The organism is Dyadobacter ginsengisoli DSM 21015, assembly GCF_059568735.1.
In genome coordinates, this window is the sequence record NZ_JCANTY010000002.1 from 1,043,427 (window position 1) to 1,063,022 (window position 19,596).

9 protein-coding genes are annotated in these 19,596 nt (G+C 47.3%); 5 read left to right on the plus strand and 4 right to left on the minus strand.

What is annotated here, in order from left to right:
* Positions 1–47 precede the first annotated feature (47 nt).
* A complete protein-coding gene (locus BP71_RS10430; protein WP_496378814.1) occupies positions 48–944 on the minus strand; it encodes an AraC family transcriptional regulator in 897 nt (298 codons plus the stop codon).
* Positions 945–1,208: 264 nt separating this feature from the next.
* Positions 1,209–3,740: a DUF4962 domain-containing protein gene (locus tag BP71_RS10435; protein ID WP_496378816.1), complete on the minus strand. Its 2,532-nt coding sequence runs from the start codon at positions 3,738–3,740 to the stop codon at positions 1,209–1,211.
* 265 nt (positions 3,741–4,005) lie between these two features.
* On the opposite strand from BP71_RS10435, the gene BP71_RS10440 reads away from it, so the two are divergent.
* Positions 4,006–6,000, plus strand: a complete 1,995-nt coding sequence (locus tag BP71_RS10440; RefSeq protein WP_496378818.1) for a sulfatase family protein — start codon at positions 4,006–4,008, stop codon at positions 5,998–6,000.
* On the opposite strand, the gene BP71_RS10445 is transcribed toward BP71_RS10440, so the two are convergent.
* On the minus strand, positions 5,997–7,499 hold the full coding sequence (locus tag BP71_RS10445) for a sulfatase family protein (RefSeq protein ID WP_496378820.1): 1,503 nt from the start codon (positions 7,497–7,499) through the stop codon (positions 5,997–5,999). The genes BP71_RS10440 and BP71_RS10445 overlap by 4 nt on opposite strands.
* Positions 7,500–7,808: 309 nt before the next feature.
* Between BP71_RS10445 and BP71_RS10450 the strand changes: the two genes are divergently transcribed.
* The 3 genes from BP71_RS10450 to BP71_RS10460 all read left to right on the plus strand — a co-directional run bounded on the left by BP71_RS10450 (position 7,809) and on the right by BP71_RS10460 (position 16,986).
* Positions 7,809–11,897, plus strand: coding sequence for a two-component regulator propeller domain-containing protein (locus tag BP71_RS10450; protein ID WP_496378822.1), 4,089 nt, complete (start codon positions 7,809–7,811; stop codon positions 11,895–11,897).
* A 366-nt stretch (positions 11,898–12,263) separates the two neighbouring features.
* Complete coding sequence (locus BP71_RS10455) at positions 12,264–15,431, plus strand: SusC/RagA family TonB-linked outer membrane protein (protein WP_496378824.1); 3,168 nt, start codon at positions 12,264–12,266, stop codon at positions 15,429–15,431.
* Between the two features lie 13 nt (positions 15,432–15,444).
* Entirely contained in the window at positions 15,445–16,986 is a 1,542-nt protein-coding gene (locus BP71_RS10460) for a RagB/SusD family nutrient uptake outer membrane protein (RefSeq protein WP_496378826.1), read from the plus strand.
* Between the two features lie 147 nt (positions 16,987–17,133).
* Here the strand turns inward: BP71_RS10460 and BP71_RS10465 are convergent, their stop codons facing one another.
* Positions 17,134–19,443: an ABC transporter permease gene (locus tag BP71_RS10465; RefSeq protein WP_496379022.1), complete on the minus strand. Its 2,310-nt coding sequence runs from the start codon at positions 19,441–19,443 to the stop codon at positions 17,134–17,136.
* On the opposite strand from BP71_RS10465, the gene BP71_RS10470 reads away from it, so the two are divergent.
* On the plus strand, positions 19,369–19,563 hold the full coding sequence (locus BP71_RS10470; RefSeq protein ID WP_496379031.1) for a hypothetical protein: 195 nt from the start codon (positions 19,369–19,371) through the stop codon (positions 19,561–19,563). The genes BP71_RS10465 and BP71_RS10470 overlap by 75 nt on opposite strands.
* Positions 19,564–19,596: the final 33 nt, after the last annotated feature.

The window sequence follows — 19,596 nt, forward strand, 5'->3', positions numbered from 1 at the left end:
CCAAGCCTGCATTTCCAAACGTCCAAATATAGGCAATTTATTCATTATCAATTATTTGAAACGAACACAGTCTCTCTCCTCGCACCTTTCCAAATCATGGCCCGGTAGTCTTTGGGAGAAATTTGGGTAACTTTTTTGAAAGAACGATTGAAATAGCAAATGCTCATATACCCGCATTCATAGGCAATCTGAGCGACTGGCAACTTCGTCTCTGCAAGCAGTTTTCGTGCGTAGCTGATGCGCGTCTCATTGATAAAGTCTGAAAAAGTCCTGTTTGTCAGAGTTTTAAAAAACCGACAAAAAGCATGCAGTTGCAATCCCGAGATCGACGCTGCCTTCTGCAATGTAACTTCGTCCTTAAAATTCTCCTGGATATAGTTCATAAGTCGGCGGACCCGACCAGGCGGCTCGTTGGAATAGGGTGCAAATATATCCGGCGAATTCAACCAGAGAAGGTCATTGCTATCCAATAATTGATCCATTATCTTAATGAATGATTCCAACAATTTGAAACTCTGCTGGGAAGGCATTTGCTCCAATATCTCGGTCATCAGCACCTTTTTCGCGCCGCAGATCTTGATTCCACGTTCCGAGTGTTTGAAAAAATCACGCATTCCTTCTACATCGATAAGCCCGCTCAACTTTTCTGTGATAAGGTCCGGATCAATGTACAGCGCCACGGACACAGATTCCCTGCCACTTCCCGAAGTATCGCTGCACCATACGTGCGGAACATTAGAACCTATAAAAATGAGGTCACCTTCCTGGTAGGATTCTATGGATTGGCTGACGATCCGCGTGCCAGAACCGGACAGAACGTAAACGAGCTGGCATTGCTCGTGAAAATGAAATTCCCGCGAAAAAAAGGGCGCAGCAGTTCTTTTCACAAGGAATGGCATTCTTGACTGCGCAAAATCCGGCAATAGCGTATAAACCGCCTTCATATCAGGTAAATAGGAATACTTTGGCCGTAAGATTTTCAGTACAAACGGCCGATCTATCCTCTTTTATACCATTATTAAACGAATAAATAAAATTTGATCCACAAAAATACAAATTGTTTATTTATATTAAACAAAAGTTTATATATTTTCAGCCAATTGGGTGGTCATCTTGTATCGCGCATAACCCACACCACCTAACGCTTACATATAAACGTATAAAACATTAAATCAACTTGTCCCGGGCGCTTCTGGCGAAATTAGCCCCTATGGAAATGCCGGCATGTCCTTTGAGCTTCTGATTACCTCCTTTCCATTCAGTTTTTCAACTAATGTTGAAACAGCTTGATCAGATTTCAAACCATCCACATCGGAGTATGACTTATTTATATGAAGTTGCTCCTGACTGGAAACAACAGACAAGTACGCGGGTTTCTCTGCGTCCAATTCCACTGAGAGCCGAAAGTCTCCTATTGAGAATACATGATTGTCTTTCATTTCAACCAGCGGAGTTTCAACACCCGCATCGCTCATTTGGAGAATGGCCAGGAATCGCGCTTTGTTCGTTGGACGTTTAGTGGTATAGCTGATGTGAAACTGGTTAGACAAATTTTTATATTTCTTTTTAATATCGACCGGCGGTGAATAGAACTGGTCGGTCAGACTTGGATCAAGTTCGGACGACCCCGTCACAAAACCGTAAACACTGTTTTTGGGCGTTGTCAATTTTAAGCCGCCGTTATGCAGGAGTTCCGGCTTTTCTACACTATGAAGCAAAAAACTCCAGCTCGAAGGAGCCTCGGACTCAAGCACATCATAAATGATTACAACATCGGGCTTCACATGAACAACGTGCCGCTCAAACAAAGTCAATTTTGCGTCGCCAAATCCGGATTCCGGTGTGGCGGGTATGCCATTTTCTTTCAATAAGTTTAAAAACTGAGTGTCTACGACTGGCCTGTATGCCATGGTTGCATCGCCCGACACATAGGATATGTTCTTCCCGCTGATAAAACGTTTGATCCAGCCATATCCCTCATGCCCGAATGCCTGCCCAATACCGTTGACCAGAATGCCATTATGAGCACGTGTATGACGATAGGATGTCAGACTGTGCGGATCAGCAAAGGTGGTGTAGTAGCCCGACGAATAGAACAAGGGATCGCCCCTGCGGGAGAGATTGAAGCAGTTTTGATTGGCATGCATGTGTCCTTTCGCTCCAAACGGCGATGCTCTGAAATACAGCGCCGTGTTACGATCGCTGTGAAGCGGATCTGTGTGAAATGACGCGATTCCGACCCCCTTGAAAAGCCTGTCATTCGGAAGATTCAAAGGCTCCGCCAACCGGTCGGCGTCAATTTTGAAATCATTGATAGTCTGATACCACGGCTCCACCAGTGACAGCTCCTTTTGATACCAATCTTCCGCCTCTCCCATGGCCTTCCTGGCTTTCATCAGAGCCGCTAGCCTATACAAAGCCTTGTCATCTTTATTTTCATTGCCAACAACCAGCATCATGGAATGTCCTACATTCCCATTGCCTACACGGTCGTGCATGTCGCCGAATCCGGAAATACGCCCATCCACGGGGGCAAAATATAAAAAGTAGTCGGCCAGGTTTCTGTACCAGCTCATTTTAAATACATCGCAGCCTCCCACTTTTTTCATCAGCAACGCCATGTCCACAATGGCCGACTTATTAACCCCGAAGTATCCTATGCCTTCGGCCCATCCTCCCTCCTCTGTGGCAAGGTTCGGAAAGCGGGCCAGGAACAGTTCGTAGGTATACTCCAACATTCTTTTACTCACATCCAGATCATTGACAGTGGCGAGTGAGGCGACGAAATTGCCGGAAATCTCCATCTGCCAAAAATGATTCTCGACGTGCCGGGTCTCAATTTCTCCCTCCCATTTACTCAGGCCGGCATTCAGCTGCCTACCGATTACGGCAAGCACGCTTTCCTTTACCGGCTGTTTGAGCTCGTCGAAGAGTGCGTCATAGGCCATCGCCAACGAGGTTAATACCTGAGATCCAAGCAGGTCGTTGGTTGGCCATCCGAGTAATACGTCTATTCGATCCATCAGTGCAGCCAACATGGCTTTGTCTCCACTGATGACGTAGGCTTCCAGCAATCTGTTGAACTTCGCTACTTCTTTGCCTGTAATAATCGATAAGGCCTTGTCCTTCGCGGGGTCCTTGTCTGTCACGGGCCCTTTGTAAACAGGAGACCTGAGCGCATCCATCCCGCTTTGCAGAATCACACTGTACAAGGGATGCCCCGGCGCTTTTTTTCTGATACTGCCGATGTCTTTACCCTGATTCATCACACGGGGGTGATGTTTGCTCACATTCATAAGAAACGCTTCAAATGAAGGGGTTTCAAACGTCGGGGTGTCTTCCTTTACCAAAAATGAAAACGGTCCCCGGGAGGCGACTTTTTGATCCCTATCAATAATATCATATTTCCAGAACCATTTACCCGAGCTTACAGGAGCGTGCAAATTGTAAAAGCAATACCGTTTCTTTTCGCTGATCATTGTCGTAGCATCCGCAAACAGGGAATCCCTGCTCACATACACCTGATAAAGCACTTCTGCACCCCGCCAGTGCTTCTCCGACGGCCATAACAGCGATGTCGGGTTCGTCGTTACGATCTGATTGTTACTGGGTGTGGCTGTCAGGCGCCATTCCTCATAGATGGTATCGGGCAGCTTGCGCATGGGCGCCTGCCCTCGCAGCACGCCGGGGATAGCCAGCACCACAAACACAGAACAGATCGATAAAACAGATCTCTTCATCAATCGGCATTCCGATAAAAATAGAGCATTGCAGTTCATTACTTTTCCAGAGTCTAATTATGCCGAAAATCCCAATCCCGAGCGAAATGCAGGATGAAAATTAGTCCAAAAAACACTGTTGATTGTTACCAATGCCACCGCAAACTTAAAATGTAGCCTGGGCCTTGCATTAATGAAACATCTCATCTGCGCGACCACTATGCCCTTGCGCTATCTTGCCGGTGCCGTGTGCTGTCGAAGTTTATTTTCAACCATCCAAATTACTATGAGACTATTCACTACAAACATATCTTACTTGCTGACAGTATTGTTTATCTGCTCTCTCTGCGGGCCATTAAAAGGGAACGAACGACCCACCGATCCTGAAAAGCCCAATTTTTTGTGGGTAACATTTGAGGATGCAAGTCCTTACGGATTTAGCTGTTACGGAAATAAAACATTTCTAACCCCAACAGTAGACAGTCTGTCCAAAAAAGGAACGCTGTTTACGAATGCCTATTCAACAGCTCCACACTGCTCCCCCTCACGTTCGACGCTCATTACCGGATCCTTTGCCACTACTTACGGAATGGATATTCACCGGGAAAAATACGAGACTCCCGGCAACATTTTCTACCCAACTGTACTACGGGCTAACGGCTACTATTGCACAAACAACAAAAAGACGGACTACAATACATTGACAGATGACCAGCCACTGTGGAACGAAAGCGGTGCCAACGCCAGCTACAATAGCGATAAGCGAGGGAAAAATCAGCCGTTTTTCGCCGTTTTCAATGCTACCGCAAGCCACATGAGCAGGGTCAGAACAGTCACCACGGAGGGGCGTGGCAGGTACAGGGGCATGGGGATCTCGCCGGATAAATTGATTTTACCCAAATATGTCCCCGACCTTCCGGAGGTCAGGTCAGACTATGCCGTTCATCTGGAATCGTATATCGAAATAGACGAATGGCTTAAAACGATCCTGGAAGATCTGAGACAACGGCATCTTGACGAAAATACGATCATATTTTTCTTCAGTGATCACGGGGGCTGTCTGCCGCGCGGCAAAGGATATCCCTATGAATCAGGACTCAAAGTGCCGCTGATCGTTTACATGCCCCCCAAATGGCAGAAGAAGTTTCATGTGAAGGAGGGCAGTATCAATAACAACCTGGTAGGATTTGAAGATTTTGCACCCACTGTGTTTGAACTCGCCGGCATCAAAATTCCCGATTTCATGCAGGGAAGGCCGTTCCTAGGTAGTCGTTCAACTGAGAAAAAGGCATATCAGTTTTGTTTCAGATCCAATCAGGAGAACTACCATTACGACCCTTGCCGGACTGCATCCGACGGCCGATACAAATACATCAGGAATTACCACCCCTACAAGCCATTCGCGCTTCGCAACCTGTACCAGTCAGGAATGCCGTCAAACATTGCCTGGGACGAATACGTCCTCTCCGGCAAATGCACCAATCCGGATTGGCTGCGGCAGTTCCAGGCTAAAGAACCAGAAATGTTGTTTGACCTGCAAAATGACCCGGACGAGCTGCATAACCTGGCCGGCAATGCCGAGCACGCTACCAAGTTGCGGGAGTTACGCGGCGCCGTTGCTGCACATATCAGAGAATCGCAGGATCTGGGCTTTTTCTACCGGGATATTCGGAAGGAAAAACCGGGCGGGTTATATCAATGGGTCCGAAATAACCGATTTCCGTTATCAGAAATGTATACGGCAGCAGAAAAAGCCAGTATGCCAGCGTTAAGGGACACTTCCTATTTCACTTCTTTGCTAAAAAGCAACCATCCTGAACTACGCTACTGGGGAGCGGTTGGTTATGTAACGTTAGCTTCGAAGAATGATCTTAAAACCATACCCGAAGCGCTCCGGCAGGCTATGGCAGACCATTCAGCGCCCGTTGCCATCACTGCGGCGGAAGGGATATTTCGCGTCAGCAAGGATGATCAGGCCCTTGCATTCCTGTTCAACAAGTTTAGCGAAAACGACAATTTTGCCTATTCCGCGCTGGAAAACCTCACTTTGCTTCCTGAATATAAACCTCAACTGCTGGCTTACACCCACAAATTGGAAAAATTATTGGCTGGAACCGGACAAAATGGGCATGACAGAATGAGTGTGCATTTGAAAATACGTTCGTTGCTGGTCAATTTGGGTGTTCTGCCTGTCCGGCAGTTATTTCCGGACAGTGATATACAGGAGGGCAAAAAAGTCAATGCAAAAGATTGGAAGGCCCAGTACCCTAGAGTGCACTAGTCCAGATAGTTGTACACCGAATCCAACTTAAAAATCCGTACCGCTTCTTTACTCGGGCGCGGCGTTTTGTCGATCTCACTGAAGTAATCGGCGGTATCCCAGATTTTAACGTCGCCTCCGATCGCCCGCGGGTCTTGTGTTCTTACCAGGTAGCCCTGCATTTTCCCGGCCAGTTTTTGCTTGATCGCTCCATATGTGCGATCGGAGGCGACATTATGCATTTGATAAGGGTCCTTTCTTAAATCAAAAAGCTCTTCCGCCGGACGCCTTCCCATTCCCAACTCAAAAAAAGGCTTTATTTGAGGGTTGCTTTTATTCGCGATCATGTAAAATTTAGTTGGCCCGGGATAGTTGAGCATATACGGGTCGATATCTCCAAAAAGGGGCGGATCGCCGGCCGGCCATCTGCCGGGTTCATAATTGCGGATATAAAGAAAATCCTTCGTCCGAATGGCTCTTCCGGGATAGCCCAGACCATGTTTTCTTACAAAAGCATGACGCTCGCGGCCAAGCACGACATAATCACGCTGAAAGGCATTACCCGACTCTTTTCCGACGATGGACAGCAAGCTCTTACCCGTCATATCAGCAGGCACCTCCACTTTTCCCAATTCCAAAAAAGTCGGAGCCAGGTCACTCAAAGAAACCAGCTGATCGGCCACCACATTTTGCCTGAATTTGCCGGGCCAGGAAATGATCAGTGGGACGTGTGTGCCGAAATCATACAAATTCGCTAAACCCCGGGGCATTTGCCAGCCGTTATCGCTGCACACCACGATAACGGTATTCGCTATTTCACCACTCCTCTTCAACTCATCCAAAGCGCTTCCGAGCTGACGGTCAAAATCTTCAACGGCCGCATAATAGTCTGCAATGTCTTTTCTTACATCCGCGTGATCCGGCAAATAGCCTGGCACTGTTACTTTACCGGGATTAATGCCCGCCTTTTGCCCCGACCCAACCACATAGGGCCGGTGCGGTTCATGGCTGCTGATCCAATAGCACCAGGGTTGGTCTTTTTCCTTCTGGTCTAAAAACTCGCCGAAAGTACTGTAAGGATTTCCGGCAGGGTTTCTTTTCCGGCCATTAGCCTGGAAACTACCCGGTCCCCAGCCCTTCCCCTGAAAGCCAACCTGATACCCGGATGCCTCCAACAGATCCGGATAGACTTTATATTGTGTAGGCATGATGCCCCACAGGTTACCGGCTTCTCTTAGCCTCCATGTGTCCTGCCCCGCCAGCATGGCAGCCCTTGATGGCGTACAGGATGGAGCGCTGCAGAACGCATTGCTGAACCTTACACCCTGCCTCGCCATCCGGTCCATATTCGGAGTCCGTACTGTACTATCCCCATAACAACCCACATGGTTCCATGACTGATTATCGGACATGATCATCAGGATGTTCGGTCTAACATTAGCAATTTTGTCTTTCCCTTTACAAGCAAGCAAAAGGGAGAAACCGGCACAAATCAAAGCAAATTGTATGCTGATTTTCATTGAGAAAAGATCTGGAGTGTTGGAAACAGATTGAGCGGAAGAGCGTCCGTTTTGAGTAGCGAACCTACCCTTTGGACAAAACTAATTCCGGACATTGTCACCTGCATCGATTCATGTTACAAATAATGCCCGTTGTCGTCACATAACCGTGCATTACCCGGCTTCGGAAGAGGCCTTTTGATACATGAATAAATGTCTGTTGAAACATTCTGCCCAACCACCGTTAAATACTGATGTGTGTTTGACATAAATTATCGTCTTTTAGGCTGCGAAAACCTGAATCCGCACATGGCGAAAACTTGGAAACATATGGCTCGGCTGCAGGCTGTCATCGTTCTGGCAATTTGCTCTGTTACGGCAGGTGCTCAGATTCCGACGGCTGGCATCTCTTTCGATAAATTGTCTGTCAAACACGGGCTTTCACAGGTCAGTGTGCTATCCATTTTCCGCGACAGCCACGGCTATTTGTGGTTTGGGACCAGAGACGGCCTGAACCGGTATGACGGCTTGGCCTTCAAAGTGTTTCGATCCAACGGGAAGGCAAATTCGATAAGCAATAATTTCATCCGTTCTATGGATGAAGACGCTAATGGCCTGTTGTGGATCGGTACGGAAGGGGGATTGAACTCCTTTGATCAATCGACGGGCATCTTTAAAACATACTCAAGTGATCTGAATAACCCTGATGCGATTTCAAATAACCGGGTTCTTTCTGTACTATGTGCATCGAACGGCGACATTTGGGTTGGGACGGAGAACGGCCTCAATCTTAAGAAGCGAAATTCCAATCGGTTCATTAAATTTTTCCTTGACAACAATGGGGCGCAAGTTCTGAGCGACAATCATATCTATTCGCTTTTTGAAGACAAAGCTCATAACATCTGGATAGGCACCCGCTTCGGCGGACTGTATCGGTACGAGCCCGCTATCAATCGGTTTACGGGTTACGGGCACGATCCGGCCGACACCAGTACCATTTCAAGTAGTTTCATCACCTCCATCGCCGAGGACCGCACGGGTGCTATCTGGGTGGGAACATCCAATGGCCTGAATGTGATCAGTCTCAACGGATCAATACGGCATGTTAAACACCAGCCAAACGATCAAAACAGTCTGTCAAACGATTTCATACGGTCTCTTGCCTTCGATCATTCCGGTAACCTCTGGATTGCGACTTACAAGGGTTTGAACTACCTGGATATCAGCAGGAGAAAATTTCAGGTTTACGAAAAGGAGAACTGGAATTCCAGGAGCCTGAGCGATAACTCGATCCGGTCACTTTTGTATGATAAAAATGGTTTTCTGTGGATTGGCACTTATTTTGGCGGGATTAACATTGTCAACCCCGCCTCGTCATCGTTCCTGCTTGTTGGCGCCAGTCCCTCCAATGACAACAGCCTGAGCAACTATGCGATAGGGAGCATGGCGGAAGACAAAAGCGGAAATGTGTGGATTGGATCCGAAGGAGGCGGCCTTTTTTATTATGACAAAAAAAGTCAGAAGGTTGAAACAATCAGTTCTTTTAACGGTAAAACCCTCAATTTATATACCATCAAATCCTTGTTAGTCGATTCAAAAGGCAATCTTTGGGTGGGCACTTATTTAAACGGCCTTTTTTTACTCGATCATCATTCACGAAAACTGACAAGGTTTACGAGTACCGAGGGGCCCGGTGCTATTCGCGATAATACAGTGCTGGCGCTCCGGGAAGATCAGTGGGGAAACGTCTGGATTGGGACAGATGCGGGCCTTAATAAATATGATCCCAAAACCAGACTTTTGAGCGATGTCAACCTGAACAACGATCCCACGCACGAGGAACCCAGTATTGCCTGTTTGTTTGAGGATACCATGAACAACTTGTGGATTGGAACAAAAACTCACGGGCTGATCAGATACTCAAACGGAACCATAATCAGTTATACCCACATTCCCAATCACAAGGCCAGTTTAAGCAGTAATGCGGTTTACAGTATCAGGGAAGATCTGAACAAGAATCTATGGATCGGCACTTACGGAGGCGGACTCAACCTGATGAACCGGGAAAAAGGCACTTTCAAGAAACTCTCGCAAAAAGACGGCTTGCTGAATGAAATCGTATATGGCATTCAGGAGGATCACCGAAACAACCTCTGGATCACAACCCCGGCCGGCATTTCAAGATATGATCAGGTATCCGGCACATTCAGGAATTATACGCCGGGCAACAGTATTCCGATCGATGAATTGAATGAAAACTCGTTGCTCAGGCATTCAAGCGGACTCATCTTCATCGGCGGTTTGAAAGGATTGCTGATGTTTCACCCCCAAAAGATTACTGAAAACCGGATTGAGCCTAAACTGGTTTTTCACAACCTGAAAGTGTTCAGCAAATCAATTCTGCCCGGTGACGAGACCCAACTTCTGAAGGCTTCTCTGGACAAAACCACAAGCATCGAACTCTCGCATGATCAGAATGTTTTTACAATTGAGTACGGCGCCTTCAGTTACCCCAATACCGGCACTAACCGCTATGCGTATATACTCGAGGGTTTCGATCGTGAATGGAACTTTACCGGTCCTGTCACTTCCGCCACATACACCAATCTGGATGCCGGGTCCTATATTTTCAAAGTCCGCGTCGCAAACGGCAACGGGTTGTGGAGTGGTAACATAAAAACGCTGAAGATCAACAAGCTTCCTCCCCCGTGGAAGACCACCTGGGCTTACCTCGCCTATGCCTGCCTGGGTGTCTTGCTTTTTTGGGTAGTGCGAAAATATCTGATGGTCAATCTCCAACTGGAGAACAAACTGGAACTGGAAAAACTGGAAAAAAAGCAGATAGAGAAGCTTACCCAGATGAAGCTGGATTTCTTCACCAACATATCACATGACTTCCGGACTCCATTGACCTTAATTCATTCTCCGCTGGACGACATGATCCGAAAGACCCGTGACGCCGAACTGCAGAAAGGGCTCATCTCCATCAAACGCAATTCGGGTTTCATGCTTCGCCTGATCAATCAGCTGATGTATTTCCGGAAGATCGAGAATGAAAACACGCCCCTGAATGTGATTAAATGTGCCATCACACCGTTCGTCAGGGACATTATGGGTTCTTTCCAGGACCTTGCCGTATCGAGGCGTATCCATTTCAGTATACACAGCGAGATTACTGAACAAAAGCTGTTGATAGACAAAGAGAAAATTGAGAAAGTTCTCTACAATATCCTTTCAAATGCATTCAAATACACGCCCGATGGAGGGGAAATTTCGGTCACCGTTCAGCTCGCATCGGTAGCGCACGAGCATAGCCAGTCATTGCAATATGTTGAGGTAAGTATCAAGAACTCAGGGATGGGAATAGCCGAGACCGATTTAAAAAATATATTCAACCGTTTTTACCAGACCGACAATCAAAACCATAACCATTACAGCACCGGGATAGGATTATCGATCGCCAAAGATCTTGTTGAATTGCACCAGGGTTACCTGAAAGCAAAAAGCGAGTATGGTCATTACGCCGAGTTTTTGATTGGCATTCCCGTAGATGGCAGTTATTCCAGGGATGACAGGGCGGGAATCGTTCCAAGGGCTACCGGCGAAGTGAATAAAAAGTGGTCCGGCCGGAATGAAGCGCTTCCCTCCGGCAACTACTCACTGTTAATCGTCGAGGACAACCTTGAATTAAGAAGCTTTTTAGAGGATAAATTTAAAGGAGATTTTAGCGTCGTCACGGCGGGCAACGGAGAAGAGGCATTGATCTCGATTGCGAACGCACTTCCTTCCATCATCATTTCAGATATTCTTATGCCAAGAATGTCGGGCCTTGAACTGGCAAAAATTGTCAAATCCGATAAGCGAACGTGCCACATTCCTGTTTTACTGCTCACTGAAAAGGGTACGGCCACGACAGAAATTGACAGCTATCGTGTTGGAGCAGATGATTTCATTTCGAAACCTTTCAACCTGGACCTGCTGCGACATAAGATCAGCAACCTGATCTCTTCCAAAGAAAAGCTCAGGGAACATTCCCGAAAAGAGGTCTTACTAAAAGACAATCAGGTGAATTCCGGCTCTTCGGATCACCGTTTTCTGCAAAGGTTTTCCGACTATCTTCGACTGAACATAGCAGATCCGGAACTATCCATCAGCAAGGCAGGACACGATCTTGGTTTAAGCCGCGTGCATTTATACAGAAAAGTCAAAGCTGTTTCAGGAAAAAGCCCTATTGAATTTATCCGTGATTTCCGACTATCGGTCGCAGCAAAACTCCTGGAACAAAACAACCTCAACGTCAATGAAATATGCGACGAAGTGGGTTTTCAGGATCTGGGCTATTTCCGGAAATGCTTCAAGCAAAAGTATGGGGTAACGCCGAAAGACTATGCATCCAAGGCAGACAAAGCCCGCCATTAACTACCTGCCAGTCAGGACACGCTATTTGGAGCATTCCGCTACGTTTTATGAAACATCTCTTCTACTTATCCGGGTAGCTCTCCGGTATTTTTGAGAAGATTTACAGTTCAATCAGCCCTGCGAAAATCAAGCACTTTGTATTCATTTTGGAAAGTCTAAAATGATGTGCCTAGACGTCATGCGTGCGCTGGTCTGACAGGACAGCTTCGTCACTTAGGTATAACAAAATCATCAGGCAACAACTTCGCTTGCCGGCCACGGCTCGCACCCATGCCTCATGCAAGGCTGCCGTTTGGTGACGTATCCGCTGTATGCACACGACCCGTGAAACGATTCAGTTACGAATGAAACCAAACCCCCAAACATATGTTCCAACGCTACATTCCCCACTCGTCAAGTCAACACAGGAGCCTTGTCAGAGGCTGTATCCTGTTTTGCTGTCTGCTCTTAAGCGCGCCATCCAATTTGTCATTTGCCGGAGGATTTTCAGGAAAAAAACCCGGGAACAAGGCATTATCGATGCCTGAAAACCCGGTTGTTGAAAATCAGTTAAAGGGCGTAGTGAAAGACGATCAGGGCCAGGTACTTCCGGGAGCCAGCATTCTTGAGAAAGGAACTACCAATGGCACACTGACAGATGCGAACGGTAATTTCACCATCATAATCGCTGATGTAAAGGCCGTGCTCGTGGTGTCCTATATCGGATATGAAACCGCGGAGATCTCTGCCACGTCAGGTTCGGAACTTACGGTTCAATTAAAGAAGAACACCACTACGTTAAAAGATGTGGTTGTTATCGGATATGGATCTGCTTCGAAGAAGAATCTGGTGTCGTCCGTGGCAACGATAGGTTCCGAGCAATTGAAGCATCAGCCAGTCGCGCGACTGGACCAGGCATTGCAAGGAAGGGCGGCTGGGGTGCAAATCACTTCTAATAATGGTGCCCCAGGAGCTCCTGCTACGATCAGAATCCGGGGATCCAGCTCGATTAATGGAAATAACAACCCGCTTTTTGTAATAGATGGCTTTATCGCTGGAGAAGGATTTAATTTGAATAGCCTTAATATGAATGATGTGGAGTCCATTCAAGTCCTGAAAGACGCCACCGCATTATCCATATACGGTACCCGCGGAGCGGCAGGTGTCGTCATCGTAACGACGAAAAGCGGTAAATCCGAAGGATTGCATATTGGCCTGAATTACTACTCTACGGTACAAACGCTGGTTAATAACGTCAAACCGCTTCGTGGCCAGGATTACCTCGACTATAAAAATGAAGAATCTCAGTTTGTACCGGGGCCAAACGGGTTCGGCGCAACAGACCCTGGCAGGCCGGTTCCGTTTCCTGCCGGCGGCAATTATCCGAATACGGACTGGATCGACGCCATTTCTAGAACGGGATCAATAAGCAACGCTGACCTTTCGCTTGATGGTAAAGCTGACAAGGTTAAATACTATGTGTCTTTCAACAGATTCAGTCAACAGGGTGTGATTGACAATTCCGGTCTGCAGAGATACCTGATGAGGTCTAATCTGGATTTTAAAATATCGGAAAAGATCAGAACGAGTCTGCGGATGAACCTATCGAATGTCCGTACCGAAAACAACAAGGTCGACTTTTACTCCGCGCTTTTTCGCGCTCTGCCGATCCGGGCGATCTACAATCCCGACGGATCATACAATGGTATCAATCCCGAAAGCTCACGGACAGAACGAAACCCGGTGGCTGACGTCCATTTGCGCCAGGATTACAGTCGGGAAACCAAACTTATGGGAAACTTCAACCTGGAATATGAGCCTTTAACAGATCTGACAGTGAGGTCATCCTTTGGTATTGATTTAACCTATAACCGGAGTAATCAATATCTCCCCGGTCAGTTGCCCGAAAGAGTCGTATCCAACCTGGGTGGCCAGGCCAATGTCGCCCAAGACCAGTACAACAACCTCCTGAACGAAAACACGATCACATACAGGCGTCAGTTCGGCGATCATTCCCTCACGGTTTTAGGTGGTGCGACCTGGCAAAAATATGTAGTTGAAACCACTTCCATGAGCGCAGGAGGCTTTATAAATGACGCCGTAGGTTTCAACAATATTTCATTTGGCTCTGACCCCGCAACCTTCCAAATCAATTCAAATTTCGTCCAACGGACATTCGCGTCGCTTTTGTCACGCATAGATTATGCTTATAAAAGTAAATACCTTCTTACGCTTGTAGGCCGCCGGGACGGTTCCTCCGTTTTCGAAAAAGGGAACAAGCATGCCTTCTTTCCGTCCGTTGGCGCAGCCTGGAATATTGACCAGGAACCTGTCATACAAAATTCAAGTGTGATTTCGAGCATGAAACTCCGGTCCAGCTACGGGCTTGTGGGCGAACAGGGTGTGAGGCCTTACAATTCCATTACGACCTTTGGCCGAACCAACACCTATTTTAATGAAAAGCTTCAAAATGGCGTCGTCATCGGCGATCTTCCCAGCAGTAACCTGACATGGGAAACAACGAGACAGCTCGACATCGGTCTGGAACTGGGGCTGTTCAATCGGCGGGTGACAATAGAAGCAGACTATTATCAAAAGAGAACAAAAAATCTTTTGCTGGAGAGAAAAGTACCGGGCACCGTCGGCAGCACCCGATTGCAGAATATCGGCTCGTTACAAAACAAGGGTCTGGAACTTTCCATCAACACCGTCAATATCAGGAAGCCCGATTTCTCCTGGGAGAGCACATTGACTGTATCTGGAAACCGGAACAAAGTATCGGACCTGGGAGGCGTGGACTTTATTGATCTCCGAACGCCGCCATCCGACCTGACAAGCAGCGGTGTTTCCGGAGCAGGGATCCGGCTTATTCCGGGTGAAGTTTCTCCGTCATTTGTTGGGGTTACCTATTTGGGAACCTACAAATCGGCTCAGGAAATCGAGGCTGACGGGATGAAAGGCAAAGCATTTCTGGGCGGCCCTCGTTACAAGGACGTAGATGGCAACGGTGTTATCGACAATTCCGACAAAGTAACCATTGGCAATCCACAACCGGATTTCTATGGCGGATTCAGGAACCTGCTGAAGTACAAAGGACTAAGCCTCGACTTCTTTTTTCAGTTTTCCGTTGGCAACGAGATTTTCAACGCCGCAAACTCCTCCGCAATTTTTGGACGAGGGGATGAAAACCTCTCGACAAAAGTGAAAAACAGATGGATCGAAGGGGTGAATGAATCATCTGATATTCCAAGGGCGGGTACCTCATCGAATATCTGGAATCCGGTAAGCAATTTATGGATAGAGGATGGCTCCTTCTTAAGGCTACGATCCCTCACATTATCGTACCAGGTACCAACGGCAACGAAGGGAGCCAGTCGAATATTTAAACGTATAAATGTATACGTGACTGGTACAAATTTATGGCTGCTCAGCAAATTTTCATTAGGTGACCCGGAGGTGAACAACTACGGAGGCAATTCCCTGGAACAGGGTGTTTCATCCGGTCAGTATCCTTATACGCGTTCATTTACCGCAGGCATTTCAGTGGACCTTTAACCTAATACCCGTGATGAGAACTAACATTATTTCAAAAATACTTCTTTGTCTGTCGCTGCTGTTACCGGCCAGCTCCTGCCGCGATTTTTTAGATGAGAACTCAAAAAGCCAACTAACGCCGGATACTTTCTTTAGAAGTGATGCGGAAGCCCAACTCGCTGTAAACGGTATATACCAGATACTTCACACAAAATCTCTTTACAACGACGTTGGATTGGACAAATTCTACCTGCACGGAGCCGATGAAGTGGCCGCCAATCGTGCCGAAGACGGCGATGTGCACAACTACACGTTCAATGAAGCATCTCAATTTATTCTGGATACTTACAACGACTTGTATGTTCTGGCGCGCAACTGTGCACTCTTTCTAGAATCCATCGAAAAAAGTAAGGGTATCAGCGACCATTACAGAAAGCAGGCCGTGGGTGAAATCCTTTTCCTGAGAGCCCTTACCTATTTTCATCTCACTAATATCTGGGGCGATGTTCCCTATTTCAGGACGTTACCCGATATTGATCAGCTTGCTACGATCACCAGGACCGATAAAAGCATTATCCGGCGGGAAATGAAGGCTGATTTGGAAAAAGCATTTGATCTGCTACCCGGTTCCTATTCGGGAGACAATCTCGGGCGGGCAACCAAATGGGCGGCAGCGACCTTAAAAGCCAAGTACCATATGATGGCAGGTGAATGGGAAGGTATGAGAGACGAGTCTGTCAAGGTAATTAACAGCGGCGAGTTTACTTTGCTCGAAGACTATGCGGCGGTATTCAACCAAAAAGACCCGTTAAAACAGTACAACAGAGAGATCATATTTGCCATAGACTTTACCGGCAAAAACAGGGTTATCAACATTCTGTCATCTTTCAGAGTGAACAATTACAATCCGAGGGTCGGGCGGGACGAGCCTTTTGATATGACTCGCTTGCAGGAATTTCAGGCGGCATTGGCAGCCAGGAATGAAAACATGACTGGGTACGGCAAGGCGATCCCGCTACCGGAACTGGCCGATAAGTCTACCTGGGAAGAGGGGGATCTCAGATATGAAAAAAGCATTGTGACGAGTTATCTGGGTTTCAGATTACGCTGGCCATACTTCTCGAAAATGTGGAATCTGGATCAGGCAAACTCATCCCGGGATAACTCTACCAACAACAATGTGGTTTTTCGCCTTGCCGATCTGTACCTGATGGCTGCAGAGGCTGAAAATGAGCTAAACGGGCCGGCGAACGCTTACCAATACGTGAACAAAGTGAGAGAAAGGGCATTCGAGGTCGACAAGCCGTGGACCGGTCTGACACAAGTCGAATTCAGACGTAAAATAAGAGCCGAGCGAAAATTCGAACTCGCCGGCGAAGGCGGAAGGAAAATGGACCTTGTGAGGTGGGGAATACTGGTCGAAACGGTGAAGAAGACGATACACAGGTCTTTTAATAACCCTCAGGACAACATCGTCGACCGGCATATACTGTATCCTATTCCTCAGCAGGAAATATTGCTTAATCCCAGGCTGCTTGACACGGATCCCACCAATAACGGTTATCGGACGCATTGAGCCAGGGGCCTTCCCGGTGCGCCGCAATCGGGAAGGCCAATATTCGAACTTAACCGCGACTTCAATACGGTGTTATAAAATCCGCTGCAACTGAATAAACGTCAGACGAAGCTGTGCCTTGCCACCGCTACGGCACAAAAGGGAAAGCTAATCTGCACGTAGTCTTTCTATGGGATTCGCTGTGGCAGCGCGATAAACTTTAGAACCAATGATGAAGCAGCAACAGAGCAGAACACTCAGAAATGTTCCAATATATGGCTCCGGCCCCGCATCAGGATGATATTTGAAAATAAATTGAAAAATGAACTTGCTGGTAAACAGGTAACCGAAAATAGACCCAATTACGAATGCAACCAACAGGATACGCACGAACCGTTGATTGACCGAGGCTATTATCTGCAGCACCGAGGCGCCCAAAACTTTACGCATGCCAATTTCCTTACTGCGTTTGTCTATGTTCAATGAAATTTGCGCAAACAAACCCGACGCCGAAAGAAGCAGGGTGACAATCGCGAGAAAAAATGCAATTGATTTAAAACCTTGCGTCATGCGGAGTTCTTTTTCGATCAGATCTGATTGGAGGAAGCCCCGATATGGCAGGTCGGGAGCCACTTTATGCCACGCTGCCTGCAGGTAAGTAGCGACCAGGGGTAATTTGTCTTTATTGGCTCGCACGACCATATACTTATACTCGTCTGGTTTTGCCATGCGTAGTATGCATGGTGGAACCAGGTCATGTAAGCCATATTCTTTGTAGTCACTTACAACCCCCACAATCGTATATCTGACACTGTCCAGGGTAACTTGCTGACCCAGAGGCTGGTTCAGCCCGGATCGTTGTACAAAAGTCTGATTGACCAGTATCGATGCATCCACATCGGCTTGACCGTCATGAAACTGACGTCCCTGAAGCAAAGTTATCCCCATGGTATGAAGGTAATCATGGCCCCCGACCTGTGCCACCTGGGCTTGCAGTTCGCCGCTCTCCGTTTTTGCGGTTAACGTGAATGTTCCTTCGCCGATCTGCTGCGTGGTTCCCGCAACACTTTCAATTTCAGGATGGGTTTGAACCGCCTGGCTTAAAACGCTGAACTGCTGCGGGCTGTTGATCGCTACAACCGCAACTTCGTTGATCGCATAACCAAAATCCGCTTTCTGCTGAAATGCCGCATTTTGGGTCATGACAATGCCAACTACCAAGGCAAAACAAGAGAGGCTAAATTGTGCAAGGAGCAGGAAGCGTGTAAAGCGGTTTGAGGAGCCAAGGGATGTTTTCCCTTTAAGAATACGAACCGGCTGGAATGAACTGACATATACGGCCGGGTATAAACCCGAACAGATAGCGCTGACAACCGGAACGAGTACCAGAAACAGCCAAAAACCATAATCCTTTGTGAAGTCTGGTGAGAGATCAACACCGGTAAATTCAATCATCGTTGGCATTAGCAGATCAACAAACAACAAAGCCAACGCTGACGCTAAAAGGCACAGTATGACATTTTCAGTTAGGAATTGCCAGATTAGTTCGCTTCGCAGGCCTCCGATCACTTTCCGGACACCTATCTCTTTTAATCGGGCACTGGCAAATGCAATGGAGACATTGGTGAAATTAAAGCAAGTGATTATTAAAATAAATATCGACATAATAGCCGGGACAATAACAAGAACGCCGCGGGGATTGGCAGTCAGCTGACTGCCATACACGTACCCTGGCATATCGATATCGGAGCTGATTGCCAACTCTGAAAAAGGCTGGAGTGAAAAGCCTTCTATTCGCCAGTCGGCGCGACTACTATTATGGGCCGCCACGTAGGACTTAAGATTTGAAATTATGAAACGAGCCGCATGCTCATTTTTCAACTGCACAAAGGTAGTAACGAGCGTCGGGTCGGCCGGGTCGTCAGGAGACGTCCTGCTATTTGTAAACCCGTTCCCGAACGATGTTAAGATGGCAAATTGAATGCTTGAGTTTGCAGGAATTTTCCCGGTCACGGCAGCAACCGTGTAGGTTTTTTGATTGCCGTCAGGCCCGACTATCGTCAGGGACTGGCCCACCGGCATTTGGTTTGCGAAATATTTCTCTGCAAGAGTTTCACTAATAATGACCTGATTGGCTTTGTCAAACGCGGACAGGTTTCCAAATTTCAAGGGGAGTAAAAAAAAATCAAACAGATGTTTGTCGCCATAGTGTATACGCTCGTCGAAAGTGCTCTCTTTATACTTTACAACGACAGCAGCACTGCTGAGCCGTGCGATGCGGTCCGCCCCGGCTAGGTCTTTTTGCATTGCCTCGGCCAACGGTAACGGTACGACGCCCCAAGTCTGCTTTGTTCCTTCTACCAGTCGCTCACTGTTTAACCGGTAAATCCCATCCGTACGGGAATGATTCAAATCGAACTTAGCCCTATAATTGTAGTTAAGGTAAGCCAGAATGCAGCAGGCAATGGCAAAACCCAATCCTACGACATTGAGAACCACGTAAATCTTATTACGCCAAAGGACACGGAAGGCGATCTTAAAGTAATTGGAGAGCATAAAGGATTAATTCAAATGATAGTACAGTCAACCCAACTTTGAGACTTGAGCGCATCAATGAGGCGTTCAGTCGGG